The organism is Paenibacillus sp. 276b, from assembly GCF_900107875.1.
Classification (GTDB): domain Bacteria; phylum Bacillota; class Bacilli; order Paenibacillales; family Paenibacillaceae; genus Paenibacillus; species Paenibacillus marchantiae.
Genome location: NZ_FNRR01000003.1, coordinates 716006 through 732265 on the forward strand (window position 1 = coordinate 716006; position 16260 = coordinate 732265).

Here is a 16260-nt window from a genome sequence, read left to right on the forward strand (position 1 = left end):
GCAATCATATCCGTTGTGAATGATTGCCCTCCAACTTGTCGACAAGTATACAAAATGCGATTTGTTTCAATTTTTTGGGGCATATTAAGAGGGATTAAGCCGCCCGCGCTACATGAATTGTAAAGTGTCTTCCCTCCTCCTGATCATGGATCAGTTGTAAGCGTTATATATCAGAAAAAAGGAGCATACCTCATGAGCACTCTTTTTGGGCTATCCCATAATGCAACGTTATTGGTCTGGACATTGATTGCGATTGTATTCCTGATCGTGTTGATCTCCAAATATAAATGGAATCCTTTCATTACCCTTTTAATATCTGCATTAATGCTTGGTTTACTTACAGGCATGAAACCCGCAGACGTAATTACTTCCATTACGGGAGGACTTGGCGGCACACTCGGAACGATTGCCATCGTAATCGGCCTTGGTACCATGCTTGGTAAGATGATGGCTGAATCCGGCGGAGCCGAGCGTATTGCTACCACACTGGTAGATCGTTTCGGTGTGAAACGTGTGCACTGGGCGATGATGATTGTTGGATTTATTGTCGGTATTCCAGTTTTCTTCGAAGTCGGCGTTATTCTACTGATTCCGATCATTTTCACCGTTGCACGTAAAACCAATATGTCGCTGCTGCAGATCGGTATTCCGATTTTGGCAGGTCTCTCTACAGTACATGGTCTGGTTCCACCTCACCCGGCTCCCATGATTGCCATCGAAGCGTACAGCGCCGATTTGGGTAAGACGATCTTGTACTCCCTTATTGTAGGTATTCCGACTGCTATTATCGCTGGACCTCTGTTTGGTAAATTTATCGGTAAAAGAATACATACCGAACCACCTGCAGAGCTAGCTGAACAATTCGCTACGAAAAAAAGTAACAACTTGCCCGGTTTCGGCATAACCTTGTTTACCATTTTGCTGCCGGTCATTTTGATGCTCATTGGCTCCATCGCCAATATCGTAGATCCTGACGCCACAAGCGGATTTACCGTATTCTGTGAATTTATCGGCCATGAAATTATAGCCCTGCTGATCTCCGTCGTGTTCGCCCTCTTTTCACTCGGATTCTCACGCGGGTTCAACAAACATGACATCTCCCGCTTCACCAGTGAATGTCTGGCGCCTACGGCGACCATCATTCTCATCATTGGCGGTGGCGGTGCGTTCAAACAGGTGTTGATCAATAGTGGCGTAGGTAATGCCATTGCTGAGGTCGCCACACATGCCAACATTAACGTGATCCTGTTCGCCTGGCTTGTAGCCGCACTCATTCGGGTTGCTACCGGTTCAGCAACTGTGGCCATGACGACAGCAGCTGGTATTGTAGCTCCGGTTCTTGCACTAACGCCAGGTGCCAATATTGAGCTGGTCGTACTCGCTACCGGTGCAGGTTCACTTGTACTTTCTCATGTGAACGACGCAGGCTTCTGGATGATCAAAGAATTCTTCAATATGAGTGTCTCTCAGACGCTGAAGACGTGGACCGTTATGGAAACACTATTATCTGTTGTTGGACTGATCTTTATTTTGTTGCTGAGTACAGTCGTATAAATTGACTACCTATATAGAAGAAGAAAATAAATCCACACCATTAGAGTTTTAATTTTATGGGTTCAAAAGAAAGAAGGTTTATGTAAAGTGAACAACTATATGATTGGGATGGATATCGGTACAACCAGTACCAAATCCGTACTCTTTACGGAACAGGGTGAAGTTGTAAGCACTTCGACTCAGGAATATCCTTTATACACCCCAGCTCCGGATGTCGCTGAGCAGGATCCAGAACAAATTGTTCAAGCTGCCCTTCGCTCCGTACGCGGCGTGATGGAGCAAAGTGGCGTAGCTGCGGAACAAATTATGTTCGTGTCCTGCAGCTCTGCCATGCACAGTGTTATTGCGATGGGACAAGATGGTATGCCCCTCACTCGCTGCATCACTTGGGCTGACAACCGGAGCGCCGCCTGGGCCGCCAAACTGCAAGAGAACGGAATCGGGCATCGTATCTATTTGCGAACAGGTACACCGATCCACCCCATGTCGCCACTGACCAAATTAATGTGGCTGCGCCATGATGAACCTGAACTTTTTCAACGTACCGCCAAATTTATCTCTATCAAAGAATATTTGTTCTTCCGTCTGTTCGGTCAATATGTCGTGGATCACTCCATCGCATCCTGTACCGGTCTGCTCAATCTGGAACAACTGGATTGGGATGCCGAAGCACTTGAGGTTGCAGGCATTACACCTGACCATCTATCGCAGCTCGTACCGACCACACATACTATAGAGGGAATGGATCGTACATGGGCTGAAAAAATGGCTCTCTCCCCCTCTACTCCCTTCGTCATTGGTGCAAGTGACGGGGTATTATCCAATCTCGGTGTGAACGCCATTGAGCCTGGCGTTGTTGCAGCAACGATCGGCACCAGCGGCGCGATTCGCACCGTCGTTGACCGTCCTGTTACCGATCCAAAAGGTAGAACGTTCTGTTATGCGCTCACCGAGAATCGTTGGGTGATCGGTGGACCTGTGAATAACGGTGGCATGCTTTTCCGCTGGGTACGGGACGAATTCGCTGCCTCCGAAGTGGAAACAGCCAAACGGCTCGGCATCAATTCCTATGATGTACTCACCAAGATTGCTGAACGCGTCAGCCCCGGTTCGGAAGGGCTTCTATTCCATCCGTACCTTTCAGGGGAACGTGCGCCTTTATGGAATCCGGACGCCCGAGGTTCCTTCTTTGGTTTGACCCTTAACCACCAGAAAGAGCATATGATCCGTTCCGTTTTGGAAGGGGTTATTTTCAATCTATATACAGTACTGCTGGCCATGGAAGAACAGATCGGACAACCTACATCCATTCAGGCAACGGGTGGTTTCGCTCGTTCACCGCTCTGGCGTCAGATGATGTCCGATATATTCAACCAGGAAGTCATTGTGCCCGAGAGCTTCGAAAGTTCCTGTCTGGGGGCCGTCGTGCTCGGTCTTTTTGCTACAGGGCGAATTCAGTCGCTTCATGCTGTTTCATCTATGGTAGGTACAACGCACAAACATACCCCTATCAAAGAACATGCATCGATCTACCAGGAGCTGCTCCCCATCTTTATTCGCATTTCGCGAAAATTGGAAGAAGAATATGCAGATATCGCGGAATTCCAACGTAAATTTTCCGCTCATAACGAGTAAATCATCCCTTTATAACCACCAACCAAAAAGAGGTTGTTCTCTTTGACCACCATTCCGGTCTTAAAGAACAACCTCTTTTTGGCATAAAACAAATCTGCTGCAATGAAGTCACATCCATCTCCAAGGTTTGCGCGCATATCCATCCTACCTCTTTTAGGAATAAATTCTACGTTCAGTTCATACAAATCAGTAAACGCTCCTTCCGTTCAGCAGGCCCTCTTCTTGACCTCCTCTGCCTTTGATTTTGTCGTTTCCTCAATTCCTCTCTTCGAAAAAGGAAAACGGGCATAAAGAGTCACTCTCCTGAAAATCCCCAAAACGGTCATTTTCACTTTACGGTTATCCACAGAGAGGTTATTCACAAACAGAGAATACTTTTACACACAATTCAGCATCATTTGACGAATAACCTGTGTATAAAATAATTTGGGTTTTTGGGTCATCTTGTCGAAAGTTAAACAATTTATAAACAATATATTGTGTTGTGATTAAAAATTATACACAAGTTATTGAATTTGTGGATAAAATCACGTGATACATTGAAATGCCGGGCTTCTTTTGCTATGATTGTATTACTTTTGGATGTGAATATGTGATCTGACCCATAATATTATCAACAGCCTGTGGATAAAGTTGTGAACAATTTTCCGTTGTTCATTCTTTTTTTGTTTTCGACCTGCGGGGGTTTGGGGATAAATTCAACAATATATCTCGTATTTCGACACTGCATCATGGCTTAAGCCACACTTGGAACATGTAAAAGGAGTGACAGTCTGTGGACAGCCATACTTCTGATTTATGGCAGCAAATTTTATCAATCATACAAAACAAGCTCAGCAAACCCAGCTTTGACACTTGGTTCAAAGCAACCAAAGCTACCAAGCTGAATGATCGTTCGATCGTCATATCCGCACCAACCACGTTTGCCGTCGAATGGCTGGAGAGCCGTTACACCAAACTGGTCGGATCGACGGTATATGAGCTGCTTGGCAAACAGGTCGATGTGAAATTTGTCATCGAGGAGAACAAGCCTGCTGAACCGGACCCTCAACTGCCAGCGCCAACGCCTACAGTTGTTCAGGAAGAAGCGGTACTCAGCATGCTCAATCCGAAATATACATTCGATACATTTGTCATTGGGCCGGGCAACCGTTTTGCCCACGCCGCATCGCTGGCGGTCGCTGAAGCGCCCGCCAAAGCATACAATCCTCTGTTTCTTTATGGAGGGGTAGGTCTCGGCAAAACTCACTTGATGCATGCGATCGGACATTACGTCCTGGAGCATGATCCGGGCAGCAAAGTTGTTTATTTGTCATCTGAGAAATTCACGAACGAATTCATTAACTCGATCCGTGACAACCGCGGGGAGAGCTTCCGTAACAAATACCGTAGTGTCGATATTCTGCTCATTGATGATATTCAGTTCTTGGCTGGAAAAGAATCGACGCAAGAGGAATTTTTCCATACGTTTAATGCGCTGCATGAGGAACGGAAACAGATCATCATCTCCAGCGACAGACCGCCGAAGGAAATTCCGACCCTAGAAGAACGGCTTCGTTCCCGTTTTGAATGGGGGTTAATTACGGATATCCAGCCTCCTGATCTGGAGACACGGATTGCTATTTTGCGTAAAAAAGCTCGTGCGGAAAACCTCGATATTCCGAATGAGGCGATGATGTACATCGCCAACCAGATTGATACCAATATTCGTGAACTGGAAGGGGCCCTGATTCGGGTTGTTGCCTATTCTTCGCTGACTAATCAAGATGTAACCACTCATCTAGCAGCTGAAGCACTGAAGGATATTATTCCTTCCAGTCGTCCGAAAATGATCACTATTCACGACATCCAACAAAAGGTCGGCGAGTATTACAGCCTTAAGCTTGAAGATTTCAAAGCACGGAAACGGACCAAGGCCGTTGCGTTCCCAAGACAGATTGCTATGTATCTCTCTCGTGAACTTACAGACTTTTCTCTGCCCAAAATCGGTGAAGCATTTGGAGGGCGAGATCATACCACCGTCATCCATGCGCACGAAAAGATCTCCCAGGCGATTAAAGTCGATCAGGATCTCTATAAAGTTATCAACAACTTAACCGAAAAAATTAAGAATCCAACCTGAATAAGTCCCAAGCCTGTGCACAACGTATACACATGTGGATAGGCTTGGGCTTATGGGTTTATACCCACTTATCCACATATTCAGTGCCCCTATTACTATTATTACTATAAAGATCTAAAAGATATCATCTCCAAATAAGCGATTTCGAAGCTCAGCCTTCGGCCTTTTGAAAAACACATTTCAAGACCTCTACACCCAAAAAACCCGCTAGGAGTGAAACCATGAAAATCAGCATAATGAAAAGCTACTTGAACGAATCCATCCAGCAAGTATCCAAAGCCATCTCAAGCCGTACGACGATCCCAATTCTGAGCGGTATCAAATTCGACGTTAATCATCAAGGTGTGACGTTGACAGCAAGCGACACCGATATTTCAATTCAATCCTTCATCCCGCTTGAAGATGGTGATAAAAGTGTTGTTCAGGTGGAACAACCTGGTAGTGTTGTACTGCCAGCCAAGTTTTTTGTCGAGATCATCAAAAAGCTGCCTTCCCAAGAAGTGCACATGGAGGTAAAAGAGAACTTCAACACCTTTATCTCCGCAGGAGCTACCGAAATTCAACTGGTTGGTCTTGATCCAGAAGAATTCCCAGTATTGCCAAGCATCGAAGAGAACCAAACCGTCTCCATTCCAGGAGATTTGCTCAAAAATATGATTAAACAAACCGTATTCTCCATTTCCACACATGAAACTACGCCGATTTTGACAGGTGTACTCTGGAGTTTGGGTGACAATGAACTGAAATTTGTGGCAACTGACCGTCACCGTCTTGCTACTCGTTCAGCAATGCTGGATAATGCAGAAGGTGTGAGATTCAACAATGTGGTGATCTCGGGTAAAACGCTGAACGAACTCAGCAAAATCGTGCCCGATCAAAATACACTTGTGGATATCGTTGTCGCTGACAACCAGGTTTTGTTCAAAATCGACCGTGTTCTGTTCTATTCGCGTATTTTGGACGGAACTTATCCGGATACTTCTAGAATTATTCCGACTTCGTACAAAACAGAACTCGTTTTGGATACAAAAAAATTAAGTGAATCTATCGACCGGGCTTATTTGTTGTCGCGTGAAGAAAAAACAAACATTGTGCGGATGCAAACGATGGAATCCGGATCAATCGAAATTTCTTCAAGTTCTTCCGAGCTAGGAAAAGTAAGAGAAGAGATCGAACCTGCCGACTTTGACGGCGAACCACTGAAAATCTCGTTCAACTCCAAATATATGCTGGATGTGCTGAAAGTGGTGGAGAGTGAGCAGCTGATGATCGCTTTCACTGGTGTCATGAGCCCTATCATCCTGAAACCGCTGGACGACAGTCACAGCTTGTACGTCATATTGCCTTACCGGACGACCAACTAACGAGAGGAAGATCATAGTGAACCAAGTAGCGATTCGTACGGAATATATTAAGCTTGATCAATTTTTGAAACTGGCCGACTGCATCCCAACCGGAGGTATGGCCAAAGCATTGCTTCAGGATGGGCTTGTACGTGTGAATAAAGAGCCTGAGGAACGCCGGGGACGCAAGTTATACCCTGGGGATATCGTTGAGGTGGATGGAGAAGGTTCGTTCGAAGTTGTCGCACAATAAGAAGACCAGTTAGATCCTGCTGCCTCCTGACGGACGGGATAAAAGGGAGGATACCGCGTGTTTGTAAACAGCATAGATCTGCAGCAATTCCGCAATTATGAACATCTGAGACTAGATTCTTTTGGTCCTGTGAATCTTTTGATCGGGCAAAATGCCCAAGGCAAGACCAATCTTGCAGAAGCCATTTTTGTGCTTGCACTCACTAAGAGCCACCGTACATCCCGCGACAAGGAACTGATTCGTTTCGGTGAAGAACGTGCCAGGCTTGCAGCAGAGGTCGACAAAAAGTACGGATCGGTCAAGCTCGAGCTATCTTTGTCGCAACAAGGCAAAAAAGCAAAGATCAACGGACTGGAACAGCGAAAGCTGAGTGATTTTGTCGGAGCGCTTAATGTGGTGATGTTTGCACCGGAAGATCTTGAGATTGTCAAAGGCACACCGGGGGTCCGCCGCCGGTTTCTTGACATGGAGATTGGACAGGTGGCTCCAGGCTACCTGTATCATCTGCAGCAATATCAAAAAGTGCTCGTCCAGCGTAACAATTTGCTCAAGCAATTATGGGGGCAGAGCGCTTCAGCCCAGACCATGCTTGAGGTGTGGAATGAACAACTGGTGGAGCATGGTGTTAAAATCGTCAAAAAAAGGAAACAATTCATAAAGAAACTGCAAAAGTGGGCTGAAACAATTCATCAGGGCATCACCGGAGGCGGAGAAGTCCTGCGTCTGGCCTATCTTCCTTCCTTCAGCGAAGCCGCTGAGGAAGATGAAGCTGTCTTAATGGACCAATTTATGATAAAATTATCACAAATGAAAGAGCAGGAGATTCGCCGAGGCACAACGCTTAGTGGGCCGCATCGGGATGACCTGTCCTTTTTCATTAACGATCGGGAAGTACAAACGTATGGCTCGCAGGGGCAGCAGCGCACAACGGCGTTGTCCCTTAAACTTGCGGAAATTGAACTGATTCATGAAGAAATCGGAGAATATCCGGTCCTGCTGCTGGACGATGTACTGTCTGAACTGGATCCTTTTCGTCAGACGCAGCTGATCGAAACGTTCCAGAGCAAGGTGCAAACCTTTATTACGGCTACCGGAATCGAGAGCTTAAACGTTGACAAGCTCAAAGATGCCAGTATTTATCACGTTCATGCCGGACAGGTTGAACGCTAAGGAGTGAGGGCTTATGTACATTCATCTGGGCGGTGAGAAGATTATCCGATCTTCCGAATTGGTCGCTATTTTTGATATATCGATTGAAAAATCCTCAAAAATTTCCAAGCAGTATGTCACGCATGCCGAGCAGGAAAAAACAGTGGAGCATATTGGTGAAGAGGAAGCCAAGTCCATTGTCGTGACCAAAAACATTGTGTACTACTCGCCTATTTCCTCAGCTACGCTCAAGAAGCGAGCTCACATTTTTCCTGATCTCTAGCCTATCGGCGGTACGAGTTATTGTACCTTTTGCTGCTTGTCTTTATTTAGATTGCTTACTGGAATTAAGGGAATATGTTCATTTCAGCATGCATTCTTAGTTAACGCATATTTACGATATTGAATCTATAGAAGTAGGTGAAAGGCATGTCTATGAATCAACCGTCATATGGTGCAGATGAAATTCAGGTACTTGAAGGGCTGGAAGCCGTACGTAAACGTCCGGGGATGTATATTGGTTCCACCAGTGCCAAAGGTCTGCATCATCTCGTTTGGGAAGTAGTGGACAATAGTATTGACGAAGCACTCGCAGGTTATTGTGATCATATCGAAGTTACTATTCATGAAGATAACAGCGTCACTGTAGTCGATAACGGGCGGGGGATTCCTGTCGGCGAACATGCCAAAATGAAACGTCCTGCACTTGAGGTTGTAATGACTGTTCTGCATGCAGGCGGTAAATTTGGCGGTGGCGGGTACAAAGTATCCGGTGGTCTTCATGGTGTAGGTGTATCTGTCGTCAATGCTCTATCAGAGAAAGTTGTTGTTACAGTTAAGGTTGACGGCCATGTGTATCAACAGGAATACCGTCGGGGTGTTCCGCAGTATGATCTGAAAACGATCGGTACAACGGAGGAAACGGGAACAACGGTTACGTTCCATCCGGATCCGGAGATTTTCACGGAAACAAGAGTTTATGACTATGAAACTTTGCTGACTCGTATTCGTGAGCTCGCGTTCCTGAACAAGGGAATTGGTATGACTTTAACCGATGAACGTACAGGTGTAACCAACTCTTTCCTGTATGAGGGCGGTATTATCGAGTATGTCTCCTTCCTGAACCAGAAGCGTGAAGCACTGCATGAAAACCCGATTTATGTAGAAGGATCAAGAGACAACATTCAGGTGGAAGTTGCATTGCAATACAATGACAGCTACACCGAGAATATTTACTCGTTTGCCAACAACATCAACACACATGAGGGCGGAACGCACGAATCCGGATTCAAGAGTGCCCTTACCCGGATTATCAATGATTATGCGCGCAAAGCGGGCGTAATCAAAGACAGCACAGGTAATCTGTCCGGGGATGATGTACGTGAAGGTCTGACAGCGATTATCTCGGTCAAGATCCCTGAACCGCAATTTGAGGGACAGACCAAGACGAAGCTGGGTAACAGTGAAGTGCGCGGAATTGTCGAATCCCTGTTTGCTGAGAAGCTGCAGGAGTTCCTGGAAGAGAATCCTTCCGTATCCCGTCGCATTTTGGAAAAAGGACTGCAAGCTGCCCGTGCACGTGAAGCAGCTCGTAAAGCACGTGAACTGACGCGTCGTAAAGGTGCACTCGAAGTCAGCTCTTTGCCAGGTAAATTGGCCGACTGTTCATCCAAGGATGCTTCAATCAGCGAATTGTACATCGTCGAAGGTGACTCCGCCGGTGGATCAGCGAAGCAAGGACGAGATCGTCATTTCCAAGCGATTTTGCCACTGCGTGGTAAGATTCTGAACGTGGAAAAAGCACGTCTTGACCGGATTTTGGGTAATGCGGAGATCAGAGCGATCATTACCGCAATGGGTACAGGAATTGGCGATGACTTCGATATTGCCAAAGCACGTTATCACAAAATCATTTTGATGACGGATGCCGACGTCGATGGTGCTCACATTCGGACATTGCTTCTGACATTCCTTTATCGCTATATGCGCAAAATCATTGAGGCTGGTTATGTATACATTGCCCAACCGCCATTGTTCAAGATTGAGCGCAATAAAGTGATTCGTTATGCTGGTTCCGAGAAGGAACGCGATGAAATTATCGCAACTCTCGGCGAAAATGCGAAATTCAATGTCCAGCGTTATAAAGGTCTCGGTGAGATGAATGCCGGACAATTATGGGAAACGACGATGGACCCTGAGAGCCGGACCATGCTTCAAGTATCGATCGGCGATGCAATGCTGGCCGATGCCATGTTCGACACCCTGATGGGGGATAATGTTGAACCTCGTCGTGACTTTATTCAGGAAAATGCAAAATACGTGAAAAACCTCGACATCTAACGATATTCGAAGAGGCGCCTGCGAGGGCGCCTCTTTTACATTGTGGGATTATAGCATAGAGATTTTAGGTTGGACTCTGGAGTGCCTGCTACCGATGTGTGCGGCTTTTGGTAGAGGAGGCCTGGGCTTTGGGAGAGGTACGAGATGTTTTTCCTTTTTTGGAGGGTAATCTGCCGTACGCTCTCGCATAACGCTTGATCTTTCGGTACGTTTCCTTATCAGGCAATAGGCCAAAAGCATAGATACCCGGCAATGTGTTGACTTCAATAATCCATGGCCGTCCATCTTCGTCCAGTGCGATATCGATACCAATCTCTTTGAGTCTTGGAAATGACTTCTGTAGCTGTACCGCTGTATGAATGCCTAAACGATATAGCTCACTGCGTAGTTGCTGGAACCGCTCCTGGTCAAAATGAGGGCGTACCAACTCATTAAAGGTGGCCAATCGTCCGCCGCCATGAATGTTGGTAATGATCTTGCCCGGTGCAGCAACTCTCCCCAGGATACCTGTCGTTTCCCAATTGCGTTGTAGATTTTTCTGCGTCAGTACCCGCAGGTCAAAAGGCAACCCATCATGTTTCATCAGCGGAATGCCTTGCTGAATGATGTAGTCGCGCTTCTGGATACGTTCAGTGAGCGCCAGATCCAGCTCATCGAGGGAATGGAAGTGTTTCTCCTCCGTCCCATATCGAAGTTCATACGTTGTCAGGGGGACTTCAGCAGAGATCTCGGCACCGACTTCAGCTGTGGAAGGGAAGAGTGGATCAGCAGAGATTTCTGATGTGTTTGCATCGGTAATCGGGTGTGGATTCATACGGATGGTTTTTACCCGCATGACGCCATTGCCGTAGGTTCCCCGATCCGGTTTGATATAGTTTGACTCGAATAATTCAGTCATCCGTTCCAGGGTCTGGCGATTATATTGTCGTGTTACCGGTATATATCCATTCACATTACGGCTGCGTTGTAACACAGCTGTCTTGGTCCATTTGCTGGAGACACGCTGGATGCCCAAGAGCCATCAGTCCTTTCGTGTTTTAATGGGGTTTATAAGAGTGGCAGACGCGGAGAAATCAAAGGACAAGAGATGATTTCAGTGGTATAATAGAGAAATATGGCGTTTTGTGCGGTTTTGTTGCACAGATGTAGTTTGATCGTAGAACGGGAACGGTCTAAGCCTGAATATACACAGTACAATTGCCGCTTTTTCTAGCATTGTATGTGCAAATGGGGAGGAAGGCAGGGCGAACCCCCAGACTCTCTAAAGTTCCCGGAAGAAAGGCTATTGCCCAGCGGACGTTTAATTGTTTACCTTTTGTGAAAGTAATATAATAAAGAGTAGCGTCCTTGTGCGGTTTTAGCCTTGTTAGGCTCTTCACATATAATTAATTTTTGAATGATTGAATGGAATGTTTGTTGAAGGACAAGAAGGAGGTCCAGCATGGCGGAAGAAATGAACTCGCAGGTTAAAGATCGGGATATTGGCGTCGAGATGCGTGAATCGTTTATGGATTATGCGATGAGCATTATTGTGAGCCGTGCCTTACCTGACGTGCGTGACGGATTGAAGCCGGTTCACCGGCGTATTCTGTACGCAATGTCCGAGCTAGGCATGACACCCGATAAACCACATAAAAAATCAGCCAGAATCGTCGGCGAAGTTATCGGTAAGTATCACCCACACGGTGACTCTGCCGTATATGAAACGATGGTACGGATGGCACAGGACTTCTCCCTGCGCTACATGCACGTAGATGGACATGGTAACTTTGGATCGGTGGATGGCGATATGGCAGCAGCCATGCGTTATACGGAAGCCCGGTTGTCCAAGATTGCGATGGAAATGCTCAGAGACATCAACAAGGATACGATTGACTTCCAGCCGAACTATGACGGTGAAGAAAGTGAACCTGTCGTTCTGCCAGCTCGTTTCCCTAACTTGCTTGTCAATGGTGTCGGCGGGATTGCGGTAGGTATGGCGACCAACATTCCTCCTCATAACCTGGGAGAGGTAATCGACGGCGTACAGGCCATGATCAAAAATCCGGATATCACTTCCATGGAATTGATGGATTATATTCAAGGGCCAGACTTCCCAACTTCCGGTTATATTTTGGGACGTTCCGGAATTCGCCAGGCGTATCAAACCGGACGTGGTTCAGTAACGATGCGGGCCAAAACCAACATCGAAGAAAACAACAACAAAGCACGGATTATTGTTACGGAACTTCCTTATCAGGTGAACAAGGCAAGACTCGTTGAGAAAATTGCTGAGTTGGTACGTGATAAAAAGATTGATGGTATTACGGATCTCCGTGATGAGTCTGACCGTAACGGTATGCGGATTGTGATTGAGCTTCGCAGAGACGTGAACCCGGGTGTAGTGCTGAATAACCTGTACAAGCATACAGCGATGCAGTCCACCTTTGGGATTAACATGCTCGCGATTGTAAATAAAGAACCTAAGATTCTGAATCTGCGTGAAGTGTTGTATCACTACTTGCAGCATCAGATTGAGGTTATACGTAGACGTACACAGTTCGAACTGAAAAAAGCGGAAGCACGCGCGCACATTCTGGAAGGCTTGCGTATCGCGCTGGATCATATCGACGAAATTATTGCGTTGATCCGTTCATCCAGCAATACAGATGCAGCCAGAGAAGGTCTGATCGAGCGTTTCTCACTCAGTCATGATCAGGCTCAAGCTATCCTCGATATGCGTCTGCAACGCCTGACAGGTCTGGAACGTGAGCGCATCGAAAATGAGTATAACGAACTGATGGTCAAAATTAAGGAATATCGTGAAATTTTGGCCAACGAGCACCTGGTGCTCGAAATTATCAGCACGGAGCTGCAAGAAATCCGTGATCGCTTCAGCGATGATCGTCGTACCGAAATCACTGTAGGTGAAGAGAGCATTCTGGACGAGGATCTGATTCCGCGTGAAGAGGTTATCATCACTATTACCCATACAGGCTATGTGAAACGTCTGCCGGTATCCACATACCGCAGTCAGAAGCGTGGCGGACGTGGGGTTGTGGGAATGGACACCAAAGATACCGACTTTGTTGAGCATCTGTTTGTGACCAACTCTCACAATTACCTCATGTTCTTTACCGACAAAGGTAAAGTGTACCGTCTCAAAGCTTATGAGATTCCAGAGCTTGGACGTACAGCACGGGGAACGCCGATAATCAATCTGATTCAGATCGAGCAGGGTGAATCGGTTAATGCCGTGATTCCAGTTCAGGAATTCGAAAGTGACAAGTATCTGTTCTTTGCTACCCGTCAAGGGGTTGTGAAGAAGACACCACTTGAGGATTACACCAATATTCGTAAAGGCGGTCTGATCGGGATCTCCCTGCGTGATGATGATGCCCTTATTGATGTTAAGCTGACAGACGGACTTCAAGAGATCATTATGGGTACAGCTCACGGGATGTCCATCCGATTCTCGGAAGGAAATGTTCGTTCCATGGGACGGAGTGCAACCGGGGTTAAAGGGATTACACTGGATGAGCAGGATGTCGTAATCGGTATGGACGTTGTTGACCAGGAACTGGATGTTCTGATTGTTACAGCCAAAGGTTACGGTAAACGTACGCCTGTCAGCGATTATCGGATGCAGACTCGTGGCGGTAAAGGGATTAAAACCATTAACGTCACAGATAAGAACGGTGCGGTAGTCAGCCTGAAAATGGTTAAGACAGAAGAAGATCTGATGATCATCACTTCCAGCGGTACGTTAATTCGGATGAGTATGGAAGGCATATCCACTATGGGTCGATACACGCAAGGCGTGAAGCTGATTCATATTCGCGATGAAGATGCCGTAGCTACAGTCAGCCGAATTGACAAGAATGAGGAAGAACCAGATGACGAAGAATTGATTGAAGGTGCAGAAGCTGCTGATTCTGAAGGTTTAGAGTCAACTCTTGATGAGGGCGCGGTTTCCGATGCTGAAGTTGAGGGCGATGATTCAGGTTCTGAAGCATAGAATCAATTTTCTATAACGAAAATCATTTCATGATTACAATGAAATTGGAGGGCTCCCATATGGGGGCCCTTTGTTATTTTCACAGCTCCAGGACCATTCTCCTCGAAATCTGGGATGTACAGCCTGATTTTTGAGTAATATAATGGGAATTAACGTGAAAAACCGGGACTATGGTCTTGATATCATTATAGAAGAACGATGAGTGAGGGGAATAAACATGGGATTAATCACCCTGTCTGAAGTCAAACCAGGACTTAAACTGGGAAATGACGTGCAAACGCTTCGTGGCAATGTTCTGTTTCAGAAGGGCAAAGTCATTCTGCCCAAAGATGTGGAAGTACTCAGAGCCTTTATGATTCATCAAGTGGAAATCGAGCAAGAAAGAACAGGGACAAGCACTTCAGGTTCTAAGGCTTCGTCGGCCTCTTCAGTCCATGTAGCTAATGAAAAGAACGGAGAGCGGGCAGGGAAAGGCAGCAGCGCAGTCTCAGCACCTGTCTTACCGTCTCTGCATGAAGAGTATGAAAAGATGGTAGGACTGACCAAAAATGCTTTTCTATCCTCCCTGGCGGCTGAATTACCTGTATATGAGTTGCGTACACAGCTGGAAGCATTGTTTGTTCATCTTAAACAGTATAATGTGCTTACCTTCAGTCCACGAGTGATGCAAGAACATGATTATGTGTATCATCATGCCGTCTTGAGTGCCATTACATCTTATCAGTTGGCCCAGTGGATGGATCTTCCATCCAAAGACTGGATGCAGGTAGCTTTTGCAGGATTGTTCCATGATATTGGTAATAACAAAGTGGACCCACAGATCCTCCATAAACCCTCTACGTTAACTGCGTCAGAGCAGGCAGAGATCCGACAGCATACGAAATATGGCTATCAGGTACTGAAACAGGCGAAGGCCATCAATGAGGGAGCTAGACTTGCAGCATTGCAGCATCATGAAAAAGTGGATGGGTCGGGTTACCCGCTGCAGCTCAGCGGCACGCAGATTCATATCTATGCCAAGATTGTAGCTATCGCTGATATCTTCCACGCCATGACTCTGGAGAAGATCTATCGTAAGGCACAGTCACCGTACCTGGTACTTGAACAAATTCAGAGCGAGGCTTTTGGCAAATTGGATCCTGCCATCGTAAATGTATTCGTTCAGCGTTCCACACAGATCCATAACGGTATCCGAGTGAAGCTTAGCAATAATCAAATTGGTGAGATCATATTCTCTGATCGGGATCATCCTACACGGCCGATGGTATCGGTAGAAGGAACAATCATCAATCTGATGCAGCAAAGGCAGCTACATATTCAGGAAGTCATTGGCTAGTTCAATCTTCAATTCATATAGAAGAACAGGGCCTTTCCAATATGGAGAGGCTCTTTTTTATAGAACTTAAAGTAAAAGATAACTTTATTAAAAATAAAGCTTGCGTTCCGAATCTGTACATGGTATATTCTAATTCCGGCCAAGAAAACACAAGAAACACGGTGCGGCAAGCAAATGAAATAAGCTTCGAAAGAAACTTAAAAAAAAGAGCTTGCAAAGTTGGTTCGGATGTGATAAGATATAAAAGTTGCTGAGGTGAACAACACGCGGCAATGAAACAAGTTTGATCTTTGAAAACTGAACAACGAGTGAGTAACGATCTTGCTTGCAAGATCGACGCTGAGAAATCGGTACACGTCTTCGGACTGTATGATTTCAAAGCAAAATAAATGAGATTTTTAATCTCGTCAGTTTCAAAATGAGCTTATCGCTCTTTTCAATACTTTATTGGAGAGTTTGATCCTGGCTCAGGACGAACGCTGGCGGCATGCCTAATACATGCAAGTCGAGCGGACTTAAAGAGAAGCTTGC

General features: G+C 46.1%; 12 protein-coding genes and 1 rRNA gene. 11 read left to right on the forward strand and 2 right to left on the reverse strand.

The annotated features are described in order from the left end of the window. Window positions 1–192: 192 nt before the first annotated feature. Window positions 193–1554, forward strand: a complete 1362-nt coding sequence (locus tag BLV50_RS19155; RefSeq protein WP_064641435.1) for a GntP family permease — start codon at window positions 193–195, stop codon at window positions 1552–1554. Window positions 1555–1653: 99 nt separating this feature from the next. Further along, a complete protein-coding gene (gene gntK / locus BLV50_RS19160; RefSeq protein ID WP_090809458.1) occupies window positions 1654–3189 on the forward strand; it encodes a gluconokinase in 1536 nt (511 codons plus the stop codon). Here gntK and BLV50_RS19165 read toward each other — a convergent pair. Continuing rightward, window positions 3177–3374: a hypothetical protein gene (locus BLV50_RS19165; protein WP_090809407.1), complete on the reverse strand. Its 198-nt coding sequence runs from the start codon at window positions 3372–3374 to the stop codon at window positions 3177–3179. The genes gntK and BLV50_RS19165 overlap by 13 nt on opposite strands. Before the next feature lie 590 nt (window positions 3375–3964). Here BLV50_RS19165 and dnaA point away from each other — a divergent pair. The 6 genes from dnaA (at window position 3965) to gyrB (ending at window position 10396) form a co-directional block, all read left to right on the forward strand. Beyond that, a complete protein-coding gene (dnaA, locus tag BLV50_RS19170) occupies window positions 3965–5311 on the forward strand; it encodes a chromosomal replication initiator protein DnaA (protein ID WP_024629513.1) in 1347 nt (448 codons plus the stop codon). A gap of 221 nt (window positions 5312–5532) precedes the next feature. Continuing rightward, window positions 5533–6675: a DNA polymerase III subunit beta gene (gene dnaN / locus BLV50_RS19175; RefSeq protein WP_090809409.1), complete on the forward strand. Its 1143-nt coding sequence runs from the start codon at window positions 5533–5535 to the stop codon at window positions 6673–6675. Between the two features lie 16 nt (window positions 6676–6691). Beyond that, the gene (yaaA, locus tag BLV50_RS19180; protein ID WP_024629511.1) at window positions 6692–6907 is read left to right on the forward strand and encodes a S4 domain-containing protein YaaA; all 216 of its coding nucleotides are present in this window, start codon (window positions 6692–6694) and stop codon (window positions 6905–6907) included. A gap of 57 nt (window positions 6908–6964) precedes the next feature. After that, complete coding sequence (gene recF / locus BLV50_RS19185; RefSeq protein ID WP_063567394.1) at window positions 6965–8077, forward strand: DNA replication/repair protein RecF; 1113 nt, start codon at window positions 6965–6967, stop codon at window positions 8075–8077. 13 nt (window positions 8078–8090) lie between these two features. Further along, window positions 8091–8339: an extracellular matrix regulator RemB gene (gene remB / locus BLV50_RS19190; protein WP_017691405.1), complete on the forward strand. Its 249-nt coding sequence runs from the start codon at window positions 8091–8093 to the stop codon at window positions 8337–8339. Between the two features lie 146 nt (window positions 8340–8485). Next, the gene (gene gyrB / locus BLV50_RS19195) at window positions 8486–10396 is read left to right on the forward strand and encodes a DNA topoisomerase (ATP-hydrolyzing) subunit B (protein ID WP_063567395.1); all 1911 of its coding nucleotides are present in this window, start codon (window positions 8486–8488) and stop codon (window positions 10394–10396) included. Window positions 10397–10484: 88 nt separating this feature from the next. On the opposite strand, the gene BLV50_RS19200 is transcribed toward gyrB, so the two are convergent. Beyond that, window positions 10485–11411: a YheC/YheD family protein gene (locus tag BLV50_RS19200; protein WP_063567396.1), complete on the reverse strand. Its 927-nt coding sequence runs from the start codon at window positions 11409–11411 to the stop codon at window positions 10485–10487. Window positions 11412–11837: 426 nt separating this feature from the next. On the opposite strand from BLV50_RS19200, the gene gyrA reads away from it, so the two are divergent. The 3 genes from gyrA to BLV50_RS19215 all read left to right on the forward strand — a co-directional run. Further along, the gene (gene gyrA, locus BLV50_RS19205) at window positions 11838–14393 is read left to right on the forward strand and encodes a DNA gyrase subunit A (protein ID WP_063567397.1); all 2556 of its coding nucleotides are present in this window, start codon (window positions 11838–11840) and stop codon (window positions 14391–14393) included. A gap of 217 nt (window positions 14394–14610) precedes the next feature. Beyond that, window positions 14611–15729 carry an HD-GYP domain-containing protein gene (locus tag BLV50_RS19210; RefSeq protein WP_090809411.1) on the forward strand — a complete coding sequence of 373 codons (1119 nt, stop codon included), beginning with the start codon at window positions 14611–14613 and terminating at the stop codon, window positions 15727–15729. Window positions 15730–16173: 444 nt separating this feature from the next. After that, window positions 16174–16260: ribosomal RNA gene (locus BLV50_RS19215) — 16S ribosomal RNA — on the forward strand; the annotation flags it as partial.

Bases quoted from the DNA above. Each gene is read 5' to 3' on its own strand.
- remB (WP_017691405.1), top strand. From the start codon at position 8,091: ATGTACATTCATCTGGGCGGTGAGAAGATTATCCGATCTTCCGAATTG.
- gyrB (WP_063567395.1), top strand. From the start codon at position 8,486: ATGTCTATGAATCAACCGTCATATGGTGCAGATGAAATTCAGGTACTT.
- BLV50_RS19210 (WP_090809411.1), top strand. From the start codon at position 14,611: ATGGGATTAATCACCCTGTCTGAAGTCAAACCAGGACTTAAACTGGGA.
- BLV50_RS19155 (WP_064641435.1), top strand. From the start codon at position 193: ATGAGCACTCTTTTTGGGCTATCCCATAATGCAACGTTATTGGTCTGG.
- gyrA (WP_063567397.1), top strand. From the start codon at position 11,838: ATGGCGGAAGAAATGAACTCGCAGGTTAAAGATCGGGATATTGGCGTC.
- gntK (WP_090809458.1), top strand. From the start codon at position 1,654: ATGATTGGGATGGATATCGGTACAACCAGTACCAAATCCGTACTCTTT.
- dnaN (WP_090809409.1), top strand. From the start codon at position 5,533: ATGAAAATCAGCATAATGAAAAGCTACTTGAACGAATCCATCCAGCAA.